The organism is Mesorhizobium sp. LSHC420B00, assembly GCF_000503055.1.
Classification (GTDB): Bacteria; Pseudomonadota; Alphaproteobacteria; order Rhizobiales; family Rhizobiaceae; genus Mesorhizobium.
Map to the genome: position 1 here is coordinate 19,158 of NZ_AYVY01000040.1, position 19,150 is coordinate 38,307.

16 protein-coding genes and 7 pseudogenes are annotated in these 19,150 nt (G+C 61.2%); 6 read left to right on the top strand and 17 right to left on the bottom strand.

Going from position 1 to position 19,150, the window contains the following annotated elements; genetic code table 11:
- The first annotated feature begins 100 nt into the window (after window positions 1-100).
- The gene (locus tag X760_RS70420; RefSeq protein ID WP_031195169.1) at window positions 101-1,546 is read left to right on the top strand and encodes a hypothetical protein; all 1,446 of its coding nucleotides are present in this window, start codon (window positions 101-103) and stop codon (window positions 1,544-1,546) included.
- A gap of 151 nt (window positions 1,547-1,697) precedes the next feature.
- Here X760_RS70420 and X760_RS73985 read toward each other — a convergent pair whose 3' ends face one another.
- Entirely contained in the window at window positions 1,698-2,288 is a 591-nt protein-coding gene (locus tag X760_RS73985) for a TetR/AcrR family transcriptional regulator (protein ID WP_023722494.1), read from the bottom strand.
- A gap of 327 nt (window positions 2,289-2,615) precedes the next feature.
- Here X760_RS73985 and X760_RS73990 point away from each other — a divergent pair.
- Window positions 2,616-3,362, top strand: a pseudogene (locus X760_RS73990) (class I SAM-dependent methyltransferase); the annotation flags it as partial.
- Window positions 3,363-3,573: 211 nt separating this feature from the next.
- On the opposite strand, the gene X760_RS70430 reads toward X760_RS73990, so the two are convergent.
- The 11 genes and pseudogenes from X760_RS70430 to X760_RS70475 all read right to left on the bottom strand — a co-directional run bounded on the left by X760_RS70430 (window position 3,574) and on the right by X760_RS70475 (window position 13,118).
- Window positions 3,574-4,524 (bottom strand): oligopeptide/dipeptide ABC transporter ATP-binding protein, encoded by a 951-nt coding sequence (locus tag X760_RS70430; protein ID WP_245278758.1) that lies wholly within the window; start codon window positions 4,522-4,524, stop codon window positions 3,574-3,576.
- A gap of 23 nt (window positions 4,525-4,547) precedes the next feature.
- On the bottom strand, window positions 4,548-5,141 hold the full coding sequence (locus X760_RS77490; protein ID WP_198030569.1) for an ABC transporter ATP-binding protein: 594 nt from the start codon (window positions 5,139-5,141) through the stop codon (window positions 4,548-4,550).
- Window positions 5,142-5,261: 120 nt separating this feature from the next.
- Window positions 5,262-5,519, bottom strand: coding sequence for an ATP-binding cassette domain-containing protein (locus X760_RS77495; protein WP_023722499.1), 258 nt, complete (start codon window positions 5,517-5,519; stop codon window positions 5,262-5,264).
- A 30-nt stretch (window positions 5,520-5,549) separates the two neighbouring features.
- Window positions 5,550-5,870, bottom strand: a pseudogene (locus tag X760_RS70440) (hypothetical protein); the annotation flags it as partial.
- 34 nt (window positions 5,871-5,904) lie between these two features.
- Complete coding sequence (locus X760_RS70445; RefSeq protein ID WP_023680722.1) at window positions 5,905-6,243, bottom strand: hypothetical protein; 339 nt, start codon at window positions 6,241-6,243, stop codon at window positions 5,905-5,907.
- A gap of 298 nt (window positions 6,244-6,541) precedes the next feature.
- Entirely contained in the window at window positions 6,542-7,528 is a 987-nt protein-coding gene (locus X760_RS70450) for an ABC transporter ATP-binding protein (protein ID WP_023722501.1), read from the bottom strand.
- On the bottom strand, window positions 7,528-8,457 hold the full coding sequence (locus X760_RS70455; protein ID WP_023722502.1) for an ABC transporter ATP-binding protein: 930 nt from the start codon (window positions 8,455-8,457) through the stop codon (window positions 7,528-7,530). The genes X760_RS70450 and X760_RS70455 overlap by 1 nt, the downstream gene beginning before the upstream one ends.
- Window positions 8,454-9,346 (bottom strand): annotated as a pseudogene (locus X760_RS70460) (ABC transporter permease). Before X760_RS70460 ends, X760_RS70455 begins: the two are co-directional and overlap by 4 nt.
- A gap of 2 nt (window positions 9,347-9,348) precedes the next feature.
- Window positions 9,349-10,284, bottom strand: a complete 936-nt coding sequence (locus tag X760_RS70465; RefSeq protein WP_023680718.1) for an ABC transporter permease — start codon at window positions 10,282-10,284, stop codon at window positions 9,349-9,351.
- A gap of 9 nt (window positions 10,285-10,293) precedes the next feature.
- On the bottom strand, window positions 10,294-11,847 hold the full coding sequence (locus X760_RS70470; RefSeq protein ID WP_031195172.1) for an ABC transporter substrate-binding protein: 1,554 nt from the start codon (window positions 11,845-11,847) through the stop codon (window positions 10,294-10,296).
- 61 nt (window positions 11,848-11,908) lie between these two features.
- Window positions 11,909-13,118 (bottom strand): annotated as a pseudogene (locus X760_RS70475) (PLP-dependent transferase).
- A 100-nt stretch (window positions 13,119-13,218) separates the two neighbouring features.
- On the opposite strand from X760_RS70475, the gene X760_RS70480 reads away from it, so the two are divergent.
- Window positions 13,219-14,121 (top strand): LysR substrate-binding domain-containing protein, encoded by a 903-nt coding sequence (locus X760_RS70480; RefSeq protein WP_023680715.1) that lies wholly within the window; start codon window positions 13,219-13,221, stop codon window positions 14,119-14,121.
- Window positions 14,122-14,178: 57 nt separating this feature from the next.
- Here the strand turns inward: X760_RS70480 and X760_RS77500 are convergent, their stop codons facing one another.
- From X760_RS77500 to X760_RS70490, 3 genes and pseudogenes are all read right to left on the bottom strand, one after another.
- Window positions 14,179-14,973 carry a zinc ribbon domain-containing protein gene (locus X760_RS77500; RefSeq protein ID WP_348633261.1) on the bottom strand — a complete coding sequence of 265 codons (795 nt, stop codon included), beginning with the start codon at window positions 14,971-14,973 and terminating at the stop codon, window positions 14,179-14,181.
- 27 nt (window positions 14,974-15,000) lie between these two features.
- Window positions 15,001-15,852 (bottom strand): annotated as a pseudogene (locus X760_RS77505) (recombinase family protein); the annotation flags it as partial.
- Window positions 15,853-15,876: 24 nt separating this feature from the next.
- Window positions 15,877-16,032, bottom strand: a complete 156-nt coding sequence (locus tag X760_RS70490) for a hypothetical protein (protein WP_156948310.1) — start codon at window positions 16,030-16,032, stop codon at window positions 15,877-15,879.
- A gap of 114 nt (window positions 16,033-16,146) precedes the next feature.
- Between X760_RS70490 and X760_RS70495 the strand changes: the two genes are divergently transcribed.
- Both X760_RS70495 and X760_RS70500 read left to right on the top strand, forming a co-directional pair.
- Window positions 16,147-16,725 (top strand): putative toxin-antitoxin system toxin component, PIN family, encoded by a 579-nt coding sequence (locus X760_RS70495; RefSeq protein WP_245278760.1) that lies wholly within the window; start codon window positions 16,147-16,149, stop codon window positions 16,723-16,725.
- Window positions 16,722-16,973 (top strand): hypothetical protein, encoded by a 252-nt coding sequence (locus X760_RS70500; protein WP_023722511.1) that lies wholly within the window; start codon window positions 16,722-16,724, stop codon window positions 16,971-16,973. The genes X760_RS70495 and X760_RS70500 overlap by 4 nt, the downstream gene beginning before the upstream one ends.
- A gap of 622 nt (window positions 16,974-17,595) precedes the next feature.
- Here X760_RS70500 and X760_RS0140025 read toward each other — a convergent pair.
- A complete protein-coding gene (locus X760_RS0140025) occupies window positions 17,596-18,102 on the bottom strand; it encodes a hypothetical protein (RefSeq protein WP_023722513.1) in 507 nt (168 codons plus the stop codon).
- Window positions 18,103-18,123: 21 nt separating this feature from the next.
- On the opposite strand from X760_RS0140025, the pseudogene X760_RS75685 reads away from it, so the two are divergent.
- A pseudogene (locus X760_RS75685) lies at window positions 18,124-18,359 on the top strand (transcriptional regulator).
- 426 nt (window positions 18,360-18,785) lie between these two features.
- On the opposite strand, the pseudogene X760_RS75690 reads toward X760_RS75685, so the two are convergent.
- Window positions 18,786-19,150 (bottom strand): annotated as a pseudogene (locus X760_RS75690) (pentapeptide repeat-containing protein); the annotation flags it as partial.

The window sequence follows — 19,150 nt, forward strand, 5'->3', positions numbered from 1 at the left end:
TTTGGGGGCTAGCACGAAGTCGGGCACCCACTTTGGCACCTCCACTTGCGCGAGCAGTAGTCCGCTTTCCTTCGCAAATGCCATGTGGCAAGACGGATGGATGGCGGCGGACAGCGAACATAAAAGCATCTCTGCGAGAGCGTTGGGCATCGCATTATCAGCTGCTGCCCTCGTGCCGCATTTCACAACCCCAGCCTTTGCCCATGCTTCCGAGCGCGGCTATGTCATGCTCCTGCCGACCGGATATTATGTCGTGGGCGGGGCGGTGGCCGTAGCCGCGAGTTTTCTGGTTCTGGCTGTCCTCCCGCCCAGGCTGCTCGAACGCATTTCGGCATCCCGCCTGCCAATTGGTCAATTCGGCGACGCCGCGCGCATTTGGATCAGCACGCTCGCCTTCGCGGTTCTCGCCATACTCGTGGCGGCGGGAATTCTCGGCAGCCGAGATCCGCTGTCGAATCCACTTCCGCTAACGGTGTGGACGCTGGTCTGGGTCGGACTGACATTGCTTCAGGGCGTATTCGGCAATGTTTGGTCGTGGACAAACCCGTGGTACGGGCCGTGGCGCATTTTCTCCAGCGTCTTCCCGGCATTCCGCGATCGCACAATGCCACAAGGACTGGCTTACTGGCCGGCGTTGATTTTGTTTGCAAGCTTCGCCTGGTTCGAGCTGATCTATCCGGCGCCCGAAGATCCGGCGCGGCTTGCGTTCGCTCTCATGGCCTACTGGCTCTCGACCTTCGTCTGCATGATCATCTTCGGCTACGAAGGCTGGAGCCGGCGCGGCGAGTTTCTGTCCGCGTTCTTCCGCATGGTGTCACGCTTCGCCATCGTCGAAACGACGCCGGACCACCCAAGCGGGGGGCGCGCCCTCTCACTCTGCTGGCCTGGAGCGAAATTGTGGAGCGCGCAAGCCTTACCGGCGAGCGGTATGCTCTTTCTGTTGCTGACGTTGAGCTCGGTGTCCTTCGACGGTCTGTCGAAGACCTTCTCTTGGCTGGGCGCGAATGGTATCAATCCGCTCGAATTTCCGGGGCGCTCGGCATTAGTCGGAATCAACAGCGCCGGTCTCGTGCTGATGTTTATCGCACTTGTCGCCGTGTTCTTCGCCGCAGTGTTTGTCGGTGAGCGGTTGGCCGGGAGCATCTCTTTCGGAAAAGCGGTCGGGCTCCTTGTCTGGTCGATCGTCCCGATCGCGCTCGCCTATCATTTTTCCCACTATCTGACGGCCCTCCTGGTGAACGGCCAGAATGCGCTCGTCGCTATTTCGGATCCGTTTGATCGGGGATGGAACCTATTCGGCACGGCGCACATGAATGTCGGGGCGGGAGTGATCATGGGCTCCGATGCAGCGTGGATCATCTGGAACTTTCAGGCGGCGGCGATCATCGGCGGCCATATACTTGCCGTTCTGGTCGCGCATGGGCTGGCGTTCCGTTTGCATCCGGCGCGCAGCCGCGCGGCGCTCAGCCAATTTCCGCTGACCGTTTTTATGGTCGGATATACGGTTTTCGGGCTGTGGCTGCTGTCCACGCCGACGGCCGTCTGACGGCCGCAAGCCACGTATCCGAGGCGTTGGTCGACAGACCTCACGGCGGTGTATCGCGACCTCAAGGACATGCGTCGAACAAAGCCGGTGGTTGGTGAATTGGCAACGCCGGCAGTGCAACTGACTGCTTCACAGTTCTTCGGCCTGATATCTAAGCCGACGGGACGCCCTCGGTGGCCAGACGCCGGAAGATCTGGTCGACTTGTTGCGGCGGCAATTTGGCGCCGCCGTCGAGCCACCAGATCAGCACCGACAGAAAGGCACCCACGACGAACTGGACGATCAGTTCGTTCGGCACGACATCGGGAAGCTTCCTGTCCTTGTTTGCGGCAAGCTCCGCGCGCACGAGATCGCATAGAATCTCGCGGATGCTGCCGAGCACAATAGTCCCACCGCGGCCCCCGGCCAGAGCTCGGTAGAGATCTATATGTTCACGCGCGTGCTCGAACATACCGAGCACGAACCCCAAGCTGCGATCTTTCAGCTCGCCTGGCGCTGCAAGCGCATGCCGCTGGCGTTCGACCAGCATGGCGCGCAGATGATCGTCCAGGCCGCTGCGCTTGAGGTCGTCCTTGCTGGTGAAGTGCGCGTAAAAGGTCGATCGGCCGATGTTTGCCTCATTGCAGATGTCCTCGACGGTAATTGCTTCATATCCCTTTCTCAGGATCAAAGTGATCAGCGCATGGTGAAGAGTCGACCGGGTCCGGGCGACACGGCGGTCTATCGTCTTTTCCGTTCCCATGAGCTTTTTCCGGTCAGATGGCAGAGGACCGTGCGGTACCGGACATTCTGCCACGAATGGTCGTTGACGCGTTCCCGGATACCATGTCAGATTCCGAACATGATGTCCATCAACCGGCGAGAGTGGCCAAGGAGTCTCTGATGAGAAAACATGGGCATAACAACAGCGGAGCCGGCGCGCCCGGCCGCGTCATACATTGGGCAGCACGCTACGATCTGATGACTTGGCTGTTCACCGTAGGCCGCGAACGCGCCTTTCGCGAAAAGATCCTCCGGTTGACGCAGCTCGAACCTGGAGAGTCCGTCCTCGATATAGGGTGCGGGACGCGAACGCTCGCTATTACTTGCCAAGCAGCAGGTCGGGCCGACGGGCACCGTGCACGGGATCGATGCGTCACCGGAAATGATCACCAGGGCGGGTGCGAAGGCTCGAAGAGTCGGTCTGAAGGTCACCTTTGAAAAGGCCGCCGCCCAGGCATTACCGTTCCGGGATGCCGAATTCGATGTCGTAACGACGACGCTGATGCTCCATCATCTTTCTGCCGATGGACGTAATCAGATGGCTCATGAGATACACAGAGTCCTGAAGCCATCCGGTCGCGTACTCGCCGTCGACTTCATGCAAGCGCCACAGGATGGAGGCTTCATCGATCGCTTCCACCATCACGGCGTCAGCACAGTCGACGATATCATAACGGAATTCCGGGACTCGGGTCTCAACATCGTCGCTAGCGGCGCGGTTGGCACGAAGAACCTGCAGTTCGTGCTAGCCACGGCGGCCGCCGACGTCGCCCGTATTCGCGATAGGTTTGTCGCTCTCGGCACGGAAGAACCCTCAGGCCCGGCACGGCCTGCAGCCATGAGCCACCTGCACATCATAGGCCTAGTGCTAGGCATCGTCGCGCTGATCGCCATGCACGCAGGCGCGCCCTGGTGGCTATCGTGGCGCGGTCTAAGCGACGCCTCAAATCCGATCTCTTACACAGTGATTGCACTCGTGGCCCTTTTCGTAATCTTCAAGATCGGATTGCTCGGTGGCCTGCATCGGTGGAGCAGAGGCCGCCGCCAGCGTTGAGGCCGCTTGCTATTACGACATCGCGTCTCGCTACGGCTTGTTGGACACGCAGGAGTTCACCTTTTTCACACCCGGACGCGAATCGCGCGTCCGCTCCGGCCTCCCCGCCGTGCGAGGGTGGTGGTAGGCCAATCTAATCCCGTCGCAGCGAGATCAGACGCCGGCAGACGGCGCTTAACGTTATTCTCGGAAGACCAACTGCCATTCGTTGTCAGATCACCGGGCGGTGATCACTCTCAGCCAGATGGCAGGCGGCGACGCCGCCATGAGGAACGGGACGCAGTTGGGGCTCGTCCAACCGGCAGATATCCATCGCCACCGGACAGCGCGTGTTGAACCGGCAGCCCGGCGGTGGATTGCTCGGGCTCGGCGGGTCGCCTGCGAGGATGATGCGGCGGCGGTGGGCCTCAATGCGCGGGTCAGGCGAAGGAACTGCGGACAGCAGCGCCTGGCTGTACGGATGGGCGGGTTCGCGAAACAGCGGCCGTGCCACGCCAGCTTCGGCGATGCGGCCGAGATACATCACAGTCACGTCCGAACAGACTTCGCGCACGATTGCGAGGTCATGCGCGACAATCACGATGGTAAGGCCGAGCTGTCTTTGCAGCGATGTGAACAGATTGACGATCTGCGCCCGGATCGAGACATCGAGCGCGCTCAGCGGCTCGTCGCAAAGCAGGATCGATGGTTTCAAGGCAAGCGCACGGGCGATCGAAACGCGCTGGCGCTGGCGGCCGGAAAGCGAGCGCGGCAGGCGGTCGAGCACGGTTTGTGGCAGCGCGACCTGGTCCAGAAGCTCGGCGATGCGCCGGGGTCGCTCGGCGGAGGAACCGAGGCGATGGATTTGCAGTGGTTCCTCAAGCGCCTGGTAGACAGTCTGCCGCCGGCTCATCGAACCCAGCGGATCCTGGAAGACGAACTGGACCTCCCGGCTGAACGACTTCCTGTCTGACTTCAACCATTCGGCGCGGTTTCTGCCGGCGATCAGGACCGTGCCTTCGCTCTCCTTCTGCAGGCCGACGACGGTGCGGGCGAGCGTCGTCTTTCCGCAGCCTGACTCGCCGACGATGCCGTGGAAGGCTCCGCGCGGAATGCTCAGATCGATGCCGTCGACCGCCCGGACCGCGCCCGTTCCGTCGCGGTTCTGGAAATGAACCTTCAACCCCCTGCTCGATTGCGGCGGCATCAGACATGAACGGCAATTCCCTCTCGCCTGATCACGACCGGGCAGGCCACGCGATGCGGATTTGCCGAGACCGATATCGACTGCAGCGGCGGACGGTGTTTTCGGCAACCTGGTTCGACCAGTTCGCAGCGGTCGGCGAAACGGCAACCCGGTTCCAGCCTGATCTGGCTTGGCGGCAGGCCCGGTATCTCGCGGGTCGTCGCCCTTTCGTCGGACCGAAAGTCCGGCACCGATGCAGGCAGCCCGCGCGTATAGGGGTGAACGGGCCGCGTCAGGACGTCCATGGCGATTCCCTCTTCCGCTACCTGCCCGGCATAGAGCACGATGACCCGGTCGGCGACGGAGGCGACCACGGCGATGTTGTGCGTGACCAGCACCACAGCAATGCCTTCCTCGCGCTGGATCTGGCGGATGAGCTCCAAGATCTGTGCCTGGACGGTGGCGTCCAGGGCTGTGGTGGGCTCGTCGCGATCAGCACGTGCGGTCGGGCCGCGAGCGCCAGCGCGATCATCGCGCGCTGCAGCATGCCACCCGACATTTCGTGGATAGCAATGGTAGCGGTCCTCGGGGTCGGGAATGCCTAAGCGCGCCAACAGCGACACCGCTTGCCTGCGGGCAGCCTCGTGCCAGGCCGGCGAAGCGGCGCGCCTGGCGTGCCAGTTGCGGGCCGATCTTCAGCATCGGATTGAGCGCGCTCATCGGATCCTGAAAGATCACCCCAAAGTAGCGGCCGCGAAGCTCGGACAGTTGCCTAGGCCCCAGCCGATCAGGTCGCTCCCGTCGGCCTGAGCCGTCCCGCGCATCGCTACAGTCACGCCTTCGGGCAGCAGGCCGAGAGGGCCGAGCGTCATGACCGTTTTTCCCGAGCCGCTTTCCCCGACGACCGCCACCGTTTCGCCGGGCCGAACGCTGAATGAGACGCCATCGACCGCCCGGACGGATACGGAAGTTGCATAGAGATCGATGATCAAATTCTCGACGCGTAAATTGGCTTGTCGTCGTCATGTCGAACCCGTTCCCGTTTCGACGGCATCGCGCTCGGCCTCTTCGCGAGCCCGCGCCAGCTTGCGCTTGCGCAGCATTCCCCCGCGAACCGGCCGCGGCACCTTTTGCAGCGCAAATGTTTCACCCAAGAGATTGAAGCTGACTACAACCAGCGTCAGGGCTAGACCAGGGAGGACGACGAGGCGCGGGAACTCCTCGATGTAGCTCATGCCGTCGACAAGCATCTGGCCCCATTCCGGCGTCGGCGGTGCAACGCCCAGACCCAGAAAGCTGAGCGTCGCGATGGCCAGCACGAGGGCGCCGGCATCGGCGCTGGCGGGTCCTCACCCCGAAACGCGAAGATGAGGATCGTCAAAAGGTGCCGATCAGCCCCAGCCCGGCCATCCACCAGATGTGCCAGATCAGGGCGAAACCAATGACGACGGCAAAGAAGGCGTTGACGACCCCGACTGGACTGTTCTTCGGTACTTCGATCGGCTCGTACGGGCGCGGTGGCACCGGTTGAGCTTGCTGTGCGTTGGCGCGTTGCTTCGCGACCCAGTAGCTGTCGCGCTCGGCCACATGCGGCAAGACGGCAAAGTTCCAGGCCGGCGGCGGCGACGCCGTGGACCATTCCAGTGTGCGACCGTCCCAGGGATCGCCGGTGACACGAAGCATCTCGCGGTCGCGGATCGAGACAACCAGCTGCACGATCTGGCAGACGATGCCGCCCAGAATGATAACGGCTTATTCGACCACTCGCGACCAGTTTGACCTGCCAACTATGTCTCACGAACGATGGCAGGCACTTAAGCCCACGCTACAAGAAGCGGAATAATAATTGGCAAGGAGATCCCCCGGGCCCGCCTGAGTAACCAGGGCTGCCGACAGAGCGCTTTCCCACTCACTGCCGGCCCGGTGCCGGAAGGAAGGAGCGCAAATCTCTGCTTCGCCACCAGAGTGCGCAACGCATCAGGTCCCGCACGCTCAGCTAGATCTGACGTTTAATTCATGCGGCCGAGACCCGCTTCGCGAATAGGTCGCCGGCAAACCTGCATGCCGCCTTGTGCCCTGGGCTTACGTCAGCGGACACAGGCTCAGCAGTCGAACAATCTTTCACTGAAAGGGGGCAGCGCGTCCTGAAGAAACAGCCGGAGGGCGGATTCGTGGGACTTGGGATTTCGCCCTTGATCAACGGAGGGTTGCGCCGACGCTCGGTGGCAGGATCAGCCTCCGGAATAGACGCGAGAAGGAGCTGGGTGTAGGGATGGCTCGGATTCCGGTAAACCTCTTCCGAGCTGCCGCTTTCCACCACCTTGCCGAGGTACATCACGTAGACCCGGGTCGCCGCCTGCCGGACAAGCGCGAGGTCATGCGCGATGAAGAGGCAGGACACGCCTAGCTTCTCTCTGAGGTCGAGGAATAGGTTCATGACCTGCGCGCGTATAGACAAGTCTAGCGCGCTGACCGGTTCGTCGCAGATTAAAACCCGCGGCTCTACGGCCAGCGAGCGCGCGATCGCGATGCGTTGCCTCTGGCCGCCTGAGAGTTCACGGGTGAATCTGTCCCGGGCCGTCGTCGCCAGACCCACCTGGTTGAGGAGTTCGGCGATCCTCCCCTCGCGTTCCGTTTGCGAACGCAAACCTGCAATGATGAGGGCTTCGTTTATGGCTTCGCCCACAGTTTGGCGATCATTCAGCGATGCATAGGGGTCCTGGAACACGTACTGAACGGCGCGACGCGCTTCCCGCAGACGGCGCCCGCTCAGGGAGCCGAGGTCGACGCCATCGAAAACGACGCGTCCGGACTGGGGTTTTTCCAAGCCCACGATCGAACGGCCAAGCGTGGACTTGCCGCAGCCGGACTCCCCCACCAAGCCGACAATCTCGCCGGGATTGAGGTGGATCGAGACGTCATTTACCGCTTTGATCGTTTGGCCACGTTTGGCGCTTGGAAAGCTGGTGACCAGATGCTCGACTTCGAGTACCGCGCTCATTATGCGCACTCCTTCGCCCGAATATTCAGAACGGGACAGGCGGCTGACACACCCGGAACTGCCGTCGGCAAGAAGGGCGGACGTCGCTCGCCGCAGGCATCCACAGCGTATCCGCAGCGGGGCATGAAGGCGCACCCTGTGATCGGCGCGCCGAGGATGGGCGGAACCCCCGGCAATCCACGGAAACGCGATCCGATTGCGTCCTGTTTCCTCGGAATTGCGTGGCGCCCCGCGTACATCACCATTACGCGGTCGGCCGCGCCTGCCACGACACCCATGTCATGCGTGATCAAGATCATCGCCATGTTCATTCTGGACTGGATTTCCTTCAGCAGTCGGAGGATTTGCGCCTGGACCGTCACGTCGAGCGCGGTGGTCGGCTCGTCGGCTACGAGAAGTGTCGGCTCGGCGGCAATGGCGATTGCGATCATGACACGCTGTCGGAGACCGCCCGAAAGCTCATGGGGATACTGCTTGAGGCGTATTTCGGGGTCGGACATCCCGACCATCTTGATAAGTTCAAGCGCCCGGGTTTCCGCAGCTCTTGCGGTCATGCCGAGGTGAAGCTCGGCTACTTCGGCTATCTGCCGTCCGACCCGGCGGGCGGGATTGAGCGCGCTCATCGGGTCCTGGAAAATGAAGCCAATGGATTTTCCGCGCAGGCTGCGAAGCGTTTCATTGTCCGATCCGACGAGCTGGCGGCTGTCGAACAAAATGGAGCCCGATATATCCGCCTGGACGCCCACGGGCATCAGGCCGAGAGGCGCAAAGCAGGTGACCGTTTTGCCGCTACCGCTTTCTCCCACAATCGCGAGGGTCTCTCGGCGGCTCAGTTCATAGACTACTCCGTCGACTGGGCGGACCACGGTATGCGCCGTCAGCAGGTCTATGGTCAGATCTTTGACGCGGAGTATCGGTTCAGAACTCATGGCCGTGCCTCCTTGGCCCAGAATGCGGTTACCCGGCGGCGGGCCGCGAGCATCCGGGAGGTTAGCGGCTTCGGAACTCTGTGAGGGCGACCGCTTCACCGAGGATGTTGAATCCGATGACAGCTAAAGTCAGGGTCAGCCCCGGCAGGATGACCTGGCGCGGATCGGACTCGAGATATGGAAGCGCGTCGACCAACATCTGTCCCCATTCAGGCGTCGGCGGCTGGATGCCCAGCCCGAGGAAGCTCAACGTTGCGATTGCGAGCGCGACTGCTCCGGCGTCGGCCGTGGCATATACGAGCACCGCCCCGATCGTCGTGGGAAGAAGATGGACAAAGTAAATGCGAACGGGACTTGCGCCCAATACTCTTAGGGCCTCCATGTGGGGCTTGTTCATGGTGTTGACAGCCACGGCCCGGCTAATGCGGGCGCTACCCGGCCACCAGGCGAGCGCGAGCGCGAGGATCATGTTCCAGTAGCTGACTCCGGCAATGCCGATCACCGCAAGTGAGACGATGAGGCTGGGGATTGCCTGGCCGACGTCAACGATGCGCATCAGCAGTTCGTCCGTCCAGCCCCGCCGGTATCCGGCAATCGTGCCGATGGCGATGCCGATGGCGTGCGCGCACACAAGGACGAGACAGACTCCGACCAGCGACGTCCGAGCCGCCACAATCAACCTGCTCAATGTATCGCGCCCGAGATGGTCGACTCCGAACGGATGGGCGAGCGTCGGGCCCTGGCCAGCGACCAGCAGGTCTTGCGCATTGGGATCATGTGGCGCGATGTAGGGTGCGAGCAGTCCCAACAGAACGAACGCGCAAATAGTAAATACCGCCGAGCGCGGGAAGGCGCCAATGGCCTTCAGGAGTGGTCTGACTGGCTGCATGTTCAGCTCCTTTGAAGTCTAAGGCGCGGATCGGTCAGCGTAATGCAGATGTCGACCACGACGTTCAGGATGATGAAGAACGTGATGAAGACCAGAAGGCAGGCCTGCACGACCATGAAGTCGCGGAATCTCACCCCGGTCAGGAAGAGGTCGCCGATGCCCTGCCAAGCGAACAGAGGTTCGACAACGACCGCGCCCACGACCATCGTCCCGATCTGCGTTCCCAAGGCGTTCAAGTACGTCGGCGCGATGTTCGGGATCGCGTCGCGAACCAGAATACTCGTCCTTGACAGTCCTTTGCTCATGGCCGTTAGGACATAGGGTTTGGCCATCGCCTCCTCGAAGCCAACTCGGACGACGCGGCTCAGAACTGCTGCGGGAAGAAACCCCAGAGTGAGCCATGGAAGCACCCAACTGACGGGTCCGGCAAACCCGAAGGTCGGAAAGACGTGCCACGTGACCGAAAAGGCGTAGACCAGCAGTGCTCCGACGAAGAAGGACGGAGTCGAAGCGCCCAGAAGAGCGCTCCCTCGGGTGACCACGTCTGGCGCCCTATGTGCCCAGAGCGCGCCTACGAAGCCGACGAACAGGCTCAGCAAGAAAGCCACGACCGCTCCGCCCGCAACGAGGGTGGCGGTCACGGCAAGGCGGCTCTTAAGGGACGCGCCGACCGCCTCGCCCGTCTTGTAGGAAATGCCGAAGTCGCCGTGGATCGCTCCGTTCAGCCAGAAGCCGTAGCGTTCGAGAAGCGGCTTGTTGAGCCCCAATTCCTCCTCGACCTTGGCGATATCGGCTTTGGTGGCCGTCGGCGTCCGCAGCTCGGCGATGAGTATCGCCACGTTACCCGGAGCGGATACCACGAGCGCGAAGCATAGAACGGACGCCAGAAACAGCAACAAGACTGCGTTGCGGGCCCTTTTAGCGATGAAGGCGAACACGGCCGTATCCTACTCCGCCAGTGTGATATTCTCGTAGGGCATGTCGTACTCGGTCGCGGGGCTCTGGAAGCCCTTCACCCGAGCGGCATGCGCCCATATGCCCGGAACGAAGAGCAGCGGCGCGATGGCGTCGTTGTCGTGCAGCCAGTCATAGACCTTCTGCAGAGCTGCTTCCATCTCGCCTTCGGGCGCTGACATCGCGGCGAGCACCAACGGATCGAGGTGCTCGGGGTCGATGAAGAGCTTGCCGTCCACGCCGTTGTCATAGGTGGATAGGAACAGGCCCACCACAGTCCCGAAAGGTTCGTATGGCGCGCCGAACGTCTGGAAGAAAGCGAGATCGAACTTGCGCTCCGGAATGTCGCTGTGCCGCGACGCATGATCCACCGAGCGGATCGTGAGCGTGACGCCAATCTCCTGGAGCTCGGACTGGATCACTTCCGCGACGGATCGGGACCCCGGTACTTGCTCCTCGCTAACGACCAGTTCAATGGCAAGGTCCTTGCCGTCCTTCTGCCTGACAGGCCCCCCGACCCAGCCTGCCTCCTCGAGCAGCGACTTTGCGGTCTCGGTATCCCGCCTAGGCACATCGAAGCGCTTCCCCGAATACGGAACGGTTTCGGAGAACAGGTTGCCAGTGGAGGTCGCCAGACCGCGGTAAAGCACTTGCGAGATCGCAGCCCGGTCGATGCCGAGGTTGATCGCCTTGCGGACTTTCGGGTCCCTCAGCGCTTCGACGCGGGAAGTGTTGAAGGCCATAATCATTGTGGTGGTGCCGGGATCGATGACGACATCGATGCCCGCTCCCTTCAGCGTCTCTGCTTCCGTTGCGGTCAAAGGCGACACAAACGCTCCGCCGATCAGATCCACGTCGCCCGCGCGCAACGCTGCCATGCGGCCGCGCGAGTCCGGAAGGACTTTTACCTCAAGATATTTGAAAGAGGGCTTGTCACCCCAGTAGGCGTCGAAGCGCTCGAAGGCACTGCCCTCATTCCCGGCAGTCGCTTGATGCCACGGTCCCGTGCCGACGGGTGCCTTATAGCTACCGTCCCCAGAGACCGACTTGGGGCTGAGGAGCCTGACTGGCCGGACGTAAGCGAACTCCTGGAGCAGGCCGAGGACCGGTTCCTTGAACCGGACGTTGACGTGATCATCGTCGACGATGTCCGTTCCGGCGTAAAGCCGGGACGAATTCATCCAGTTGTTCGCTTCGAGTCCGATCCACCTCTTCAGGTTCCATTCCACCGCCGCGGCGTCGAACGGAGTGCCGTCGTGGAAAGTCACGCCCTTGCGCAAGGTGAGCTTAAGCAGCCTTCCCCCGTCTTCGACCGACCATTCGGTCGCCAGCCCTGGCTCGATCTTACCGTCATGGCCGTATTTAACCAGCGGCTCGAAAACGAGGTCCTGAACGCCCCACAGGCCGGTGTATTTGTGAGGATTGATATCCCCGGCGGGCTTGGCGATCGCGATGCGAAGCGTGTCCTTAACCTCTGATGCCGCAACGATTGACGGCAGGATGGAGGATATCGCCGAAACTCCCAGCAGTTTTGAGACGCCCGCCAGGAAGGAGCGCCTGTCTAAATTCGTTGTTGTTGTTCATTGTCATTCCCCTTTTTGTGTTCACTCACAGCATTGATTGCCGGATGTTTTCTTTGCCGAACCGCTCGTCGTCGATCCGTGCTTGGATTTGGGCCAACATTTTCTCGAGATCGGCCATGAGATCGTCGTGCGATTCCAACCCCACGCTGAACCGCAGAAGGAGGTCCTGCCCACTCCAAGTCGTCGCGGAGCGGTTGCTCTTCACGGGCATGGGGGCAACGAGGCTGCGTGTCCCACCCCACGAGGCGCCGATGGCGAACGTCTCTAGCGTATTGAGCGCCTCCGGCACGTGCGGCAGTGCTTCGGGAACCAATTCCACGCTGAACACTCCGCTCGCGCCGAGGAAGTCGCGCTTCCAGAATTCGTGCCCGGGAGAAGACGGCAGGGCGGGGTAGAGCACACGCTCGACGGCTGGGTGGCCGCGGAACCAGTTGATCATCGCCGTCGCGCCGTCGTGCGCGTGTTTCATTCGCACGCCAAGAGTCTCCATGCCCCGCAACACCAAAGAGGCGTCGTCGGGGGAAACACCGATCCCGGCGCGCCCCATAGTCGCCTTGAGCGCGTTGAAAAGCTGCTCGGAAGCCACCGTGATCGATCCCATCAGCACGTCGGAATGGCCCGAGATATATTTGGTGAGCGCTTCGGTCACGATGTCGGCCCCATGTACGAGGGGCTTGAAGTTAAGAGGGGTCGCCCAGGTGTTGTCGAATCCGACGAGCGCGCCGTGCCGATGCGCGATCTCGGCAATCCGCGGCAGATCCTGGACTTCCATGGTCGCCGGGGGACTCGCACCACACCAGTTTCGTGTTCCCGTCGATCCGACGTTCGAGCCCCTCGGGCGAAGTGGGATCGTAGTACTCCGCTCGGACGCCAAACTTTGCCACATCGGTGTTCACAAAATCACGGACCGGGGGATAGGCCGTGTCCGCCACCAGTACCTTGTCTCCGGCATTGAGGACGGCGAGCATTGCGATTGCGTTTGCGGCCTGGCCCGATGGCGCGAGAAGCGTCCGGTGACCCTGCTCGAGCTGAGTGATCTTTTGCTCCAGTGTACGCGTCGTCGGGGTGCCGTAGAGGCCGTAGGAATAGCCGTCAGGCCCTCGCTGGCCGCGAGTGGCGTAGGCTGCGGCATCCGCGAATACGATCGTCGAAGCCCGATGGACGGCTGCACCCAGAGCCTCGAAGCCGTCTGTTTTGACTTTGGGGGTCACAACGCATTGGGTGAGATCGTTCATGCTTGCTCCTCATGTGTTGGAGACAGTTACAGCATGACAAAACCTATTCCGTCCAATATCAAGATCGGGATGTGCTATTCTCTCAGGTTATAGGTGCGCCATGAATCTTCGCCAGATCGAGGTCTTCCACGCCGTGATGACGATTGGAACCGCCTCACGCGCCGCGGAGATACTACGCATCTCACAACCTGCGGTGAGCAAGGCCGTCCAAGAACTGGAGCGCGACATCGGTTTCGCGCTCTTCCACCGCATCAAAGGACGGATGTCGCCGACGGCAGAAGGCAACCTGTTTTTCAGGGAAGTGGAGACCTCATTCTCCGGCCTCATCCATTTGAAAGGGGCCGCGGCGCGGATTCGCGACTTCGGTTCGGGGGAAATCCGGATCGCAAGTCTCTCCGCATTAAGTACGAATGTAATGCCAAAGGCATTAAAGGCATTTCAACACCGTCACCCTGACGTTGCGATCACCTTTCAGGCAAGGCTATCCTCGGAAGTCAAAGAACTCGTCGCCTCCGGCCAGTTCGACGTCGGCCTGGCGGCGGACGAGATCGATCTTGCGGGCGTCGAAGCCCACCCATTCCGGAACTACCGGGTCGCGATCGCCATGCCCAAGGGCCATCCGCTAGAGGGGAGGGAAGTGATCCGTCCCGCCGATCTCCATGGGCAGGCCTTCATCGCGTTGGCTCCGGAGGACACTACGAGACGGGAAGCAGAGGCCATCTTCGCTGATCACGGCATCAAGCCCAAAGTGGTTCTAGAAACCCCCTATTCCACCACCATCTGCTCGATGGTCAATGCGGGGCTTGGATGCGGAATGGTCAATCCTTTAACTGCCCTTCCCTATCTCAACGGAAACCTCAGCCTCCGTCCATTTCTCCCGGGAATCTCCTTCCGAACTCTTCTGTTGTTGCCACCCAACCGACGTCCATCGAGAGTAGTTAGCGACTTTATCGAGCAGCTGATGCGTATCGCATTGGAAATTGATGGGGCTGTCCAAACTTGACTTCACTTTCGTGAACGTCGGCTTCTGGGCCCCATGCCGTCACCCGCCAGGCCGCAATTAGGATAGCGCGCCTCGCTCAGCCGCAGCAGCGAAATTGTAACTGGGAGTTCGATGAGTGTGGGGAAGGCGGTAGCGCTCTCCCGCTACCATCACTGCAGCGCTAGGCGCTGTTCCTGGTTTACGATTTGGCAGGTTGAGAAGCTCCGCCAGCGCACCGCGAACTTTCAGCTCAACCTGTCCCCTACCCTCCGTCGGAATGATCTCGATCCCCGTGACCAGTGAGCGGATGATCCTCGCCGCCTGGTGCCGCTCACACTCGTCGGATTGCAACGCGTCCTGGAGCTCGGATACTTGCCGACGGTAAATCGTTACCGCAGCCGGATGAAACTCCGCAATGCTTTCCGCGGCCGCCATCGCCTGTAGCTCTCGGGCTAGATTCTCCTTTTCGCGCTCGAGGTCCAGTAGCTTCGATTTCATGCTGGTCGTCGCGACACCGTCAGCGATGGCATCGACGACGTTAGCGATCTGCCTGTCGATGCCGGCATGCCGCCTTTCGACTTCCCTTTGCCGCTCGCGGTTCATGGCGTTCAGTCGCTTATGCTCAGCATGATATTCAGCAAGGAAGCCCGCAATGGCATCTGGCGCCAGCAAGCGCCGCTGGATGCCTTCCAGCACACGCTTCTCAAGCTCGCCAACACGGATCGTTCTGTTATTGGTACAAGTGCCTTTCTCACGGTGCGCGGCACAAGCAAGCTGGTTCCTGTTCTTCACCGTATAGGAAGCGCCACAGCAGCCGCACCGCACGAGCCCCGAGAACATGTGCTTCGGCCGTCGGCGGTGATGGAGTTTCATGCCTCCATAAAGCTTCTTGCGGGCTTGCACTGCATCCCATAGCTCATCGTCGATGATACGCAGATGCGGCACTTCAACGACCTGCCAGGTTTCCGGCAGATTCGGCCGCGAGATGCGCTTCCCAGTCTCGGGATCCTTGCGCATTTGAAGACGATTGAAGACGAGCAGCCCGATTTAGGCTTCGTTGTAGAGAAAGCCGCTTCTCCGCTTGAGATTGCCATTGATGGTCGAGGCGCCCCACGCACCCCCAAAGGGTGATGGGATACCTTCCCTGTTGAGGCCTGCAGCTATCGTACGCGCCGATTGACCAGCCGCGAATTCCCGAAAAATCCGACGCACGACCTCGGCTTGATCCTCATCGATCTCGCGCAGACGGCGGATCGGTTCGCCGCGTTCATCGAGTTTTTTGACCACGCGATAGCCGTAAGAGAGGCCGCCGGCGTTGTAGCCGTTCAATATGCGGCCGCTTTGGCCCCGCCTGATCTTGGCGGCTAGGTCGCGCAGGAACAACGCGTTCATCGTTCCTTTCAGGCCCACGTGCAGTTCGTCCACGGCGCCCTCAGAGAGAGTGACGATCCTGACACCGGCAAAGCGCAGTCGCTTAAAGAGGCCGGCTACGTCCTCCTGGTCGCGTGACAAGCGATCGAGTGCCTCGGCTAGAACGATCTCAAATTGCCCGCTTTGAGCATCGGCGAGAAGCCGCTGGATGTCTGGTCGACGGATGACGCTTGAGCCGGATATCGCGGCATCGACATAGGTTTCAACGACAGTCCACCTCTCCCTGGCCGCGAGCTCTCGGCAAAGCCGCAGCTGATCCTCGATAGAGGCTTCGCGCTGGTTGTCGGATGAGTAACGAGCATACAGCGCGACACGGGTCATGAACCGCTCCTCTTCCTCTCTTTGTTAATGGCCGCCGCCGTCCCCACCCTCCCCTTCTGACGGTGTTTTTTCAAGAGGATGAACTTTGTTGTCGTTGGCCCCCTGCAATTCCTCGAAATGCTCCCGAGCAACCCGCCGACCCAACAAACGGGCGATCGACAGGACGGCTCGTTCAGCCATGTCTCGTGCCGACATCTCAGCCCTGTAGTCATGGCTTGCGCTGTCGCTCCCAGGTTTGGCCTCGTCCACCATGGCATGCCCGCTCTTCTGTGTAGATCAAGGGCATTGAGCGGCGTGATGATCAGCAAGACAAGTTCAGTTGCGGCGCGGTCGTACGGTGGCGTGCAAATACTTGCGCGCTGCGATTTGGGAATTCCGAAACCAAGCCAAACTGCCAAAGCTCGAGCCTCTTGCAATATCGCACGCAATATCCAATATGCTTGCGTGAGACTGCTTCTCGATACGGCGACCATGGTGGCGGCGATCCGAAGCGATGCCGGCGCTTCGCGCCAACTGTTGGTGGCAGCTTTGGAGCGCCGGCTGACGCTGATCGCTTCGGTGCCGTTGATGATCGAGTACCAGGCGGTCATGACAAGGCCTGAGCACCTTGAGGCTTCCTGCCTGTCGGCTGGGGATGTGAACGCGTTGCTCGATGCGGTGGCGGCCGTCGCCGAGCCGGTTCGCCTTGTCTTCCTTTGGCGACCCGCCGTTCGCGACCCGGACGACGACATGGTGCTGGAAGCTGCGGTAAACGGACTGGCGGATGCTATAGTGACGTTCAACCTACGCGACTTCGGCAAAGTGGCCGAGCGCTTCGGTATCTTGGTCCTGTCGCCGGGCGAGGCGCTGAGACGATTGGAGAGAAAGACATGAGGAGAAGCAATTTCGCACTGCGGCTTCAGCTCTCGCTTCTGGATGAGGCGCGCAAGGTGGCGGAGAGCGAAGGCGTGCCGCTCAACCAGTTCATTAACGTGGCAGTCGCTGAGAAGCTTTCGGCGCTGCGCACGGAAAGTTACTTTCAGGAACGCGCTGCCCGTGCCGACCTTCCCAAGGCGCTGCATATCCTGAAACGGGCCGGCAAAGGGAAGGCGCCGATCAAGGGCGACGAATTGCCGGAGTAATGTACCCCGAGGGGTAGAGCGGTACGGCTCGTACCGGAGTTTTGCCTGCGTCCAAAGCGGCCGCCGGGCCGAAGACTGCCGGTCAAGGCTGGCGCAGCACGCGCCACAGCGATGCGGCTCTGGCCTTGACGGGCTGACTTCGGTCCGGCGTTCTCTCGACAAGCGGGCAGTTCTCTTGCCGGACATAATCTCCCCATCTATCGGGAAGAGTCTGGACGAGCCTTGCCGGACGCTGCTTCCGCCACGGCATTGGGCGAACCCGCTTGAAGAGGGCGAATACCCGAAACCAGAATCGATACTCCTGTGTCCGCCCGTCGCAATACGCCGACACGGCGCACCAGGCGATTGCGGTTGCGGCTGGCTTTCCCCACAGGGCTGTCGCTGCCTCTGCAGCTTCAGGCACGGTCCATTTCTGCACGGCGGCATCGCGGTTGAAGGCATCCAGCAGATCGGGATCGCTCACCGCCGGATGGTGAGATGCCGCAAGAGTGCTCTGCGCTGGCAATTCCATGGCGGTTGAAGGGTGACGTGAGGCAGACGCTTCGCCGCAAGTTGAGGGGTTCTCGGCTGACGCCGGAAGTTGGGTTGGATGGGCTTCATAGCTCGCCTCCTTCTTCGTCTTTCAGGCGCGGAAACAGCAGCCAGCCCGCCGCTTGCCGAGCTTGCGACGCTGCTCGCCGCGAATGAACTGTTCCGGCATCGTCTGCTCGGCGATGAGCACCAGATCGCTGAGCGCCGAGCGGATTTGCGGCCAGGGGAACACGGAGCATTCCTCCCAGGCTTCGCCCTCGCGCAACACGGCATCGAGCTTGCCCGCCACACCGGCGAGAGTCGTAGCGGGGGTCGTTGAGAACGCTTCCAGCAGATCCTGTGCCCGGTCGCCAGCCTCGCACTCGGCCTTGAGCGCGGCGGTGTAACCAGCCTCCTCGGCAGCTGCATCCCAGCGAGCCTGATGTGCCGCAAAATCAGCTTCGGCCTTCTCGCGGAGAGCTGCCATATCCGGCCCCTCGCCGAGCACTTCATTGAGCGCCTCGATCGAGTGGACCGCCACGTCCTCACCCTCGGGCACGCAGACGGTCGCACAAGGAAAGCCGACGCCGATATTGAAAAAGCGGCTATGGATCAACAAGAATCGTATCACGGTTACGAAATGAATGCAGTTCAGTGCAAAATGGCACGTGTCGCGTTGGGCTGGGGAACTCGAGAGTTAGCCCTAAACGCAAACGTATTTCCCGATACCATCGCGCGGTTGGAAAGAGGCGAACAGCTAAAGAATTCAACCCTCGCCGAAATTCGTGCAGTCTTCGAAGCGTCCGGGATCGAATTCATTCCAGAGAAGGTGGCGGCGCTGGTGTTCGCTTGTCACAGCGTTCCGCTGGCGCATGACAATCGGCTTTTTTGAGCCGCCGCACATGTGCGGCTAGCGGCCCAAATGGGCGCTTCAGCGCCAACAGGCGAACCAACACGTACGTCCGCAATGGGCCTGATCCCGGACCTTCGCACCGAGCTCTCACATGTCCGCTCGCGTGCTGGGTACCCTAGCGGCGGACGGTCTGCTCGGCCCCATTTCTGCCGCCTCGGACCGCGTGGGTAGTGGGAGAAATACGGCCCGATTCCATTCATCCGCTCCCGGCTGTCGCAAAAGTTGTATAGCGCAAACGATGACATAGGGGTTCTCAGTTTCATCCTGTCGGGCGCAGCATTGCCGCAGTTCGCTTGCCGACAACTATTCCTGCTGGAATTGACAGGGCCAATCTTCAGGCCTCGTCNAGTAGACCTTGCCCGAACAGAGCACGACACGGCGGATCTTGTCAAGCCAGAAGGCAACTCGGTCCGGGCGTCTCCGCAAGCCATGTTGAGCTGCCACTGGGACAGACCCACCGAATTGGAAAGGTCGACGCCCTCGATACGGGTCAGAAAGAAAAAGGCGCGGTCAAAGTCTATCGGCGCGGTGAACGTCGCTCCCCGGAAGTCCGCCCGTGCGAGATTGGCAAACGAGAAGCGGCTGCCGCTGATATCGGCGTCATGGAACTGGGCACGCCCCAATTCTGCCTTTGTGAAATCAACATTGGTCAGATTGGCGCCCTGGAAATTCGAGCGCTGTATTTCTGCGCTCGCAAACACAGCGCCCTGCGCGTCCATACGGCTGAAGTCGGTCCTGTAGGCCTCGATTCTGT

Bases quoted from the DNA above. Each gene is read 5' to 3' on its own strand.
- X760_RS70420 (WP_031195169.1), top strand. From the start codon at position 101: ATGGCGGCGGACAGCGAACATAAAAGCATCTCTGCGAGAGCGTTGGGC.
- X760_RS73985 (WP_023722494.1), bottom strand. From the start codon at position 2,288: ATGGGAACGGAAAAGACGATAGACCGCCGTGTCGCCCGGACCCGGTCG.
- X760_RS70450 (WP_023722501.1), bottom strand. From the start codon at position 7,528: ATGAGCGCGGTACTCGAAGTCGAGCATCTGGTCACCAGCTTTCCAAGC.
- X760_RS70455 (WP_023722502.1), bottom strand. From the start codon at position 8,457: ATGAGTTCTGAACCGATACTCCGCGTCAAAGATCTGACCATAGACCTG.
- X760_RS70480 (WP_023680715.1), top strand. From the start codon at position 13,219: ATGAATCTTCGCCAGATCGAGGTCTTCCACGCCGTGATGACGATTGGA.
- X760_RS77500 (WP_348633261.1), bottom strand. From the start codon at position 14,973: ATGAAACTCCATCACCGCCGACGGCCGAAGCACATGTTCTCGGGGCTC.
- X760_RS70490 (WP_156948310.1), bottom strand. From the start codon at position 16,032: ATGGCTGAACGAGCCGTCCTGTCGATCGCCCGTTTGTTGGGTCGGCGG.
- X760_RS70500 (WP_023722511.1), top strand. From the start codon at position 16,722: ATGAGGAGAAGCAATTTCGCACTGCGGCTTCAGCTCTCGCTTCTGGAT.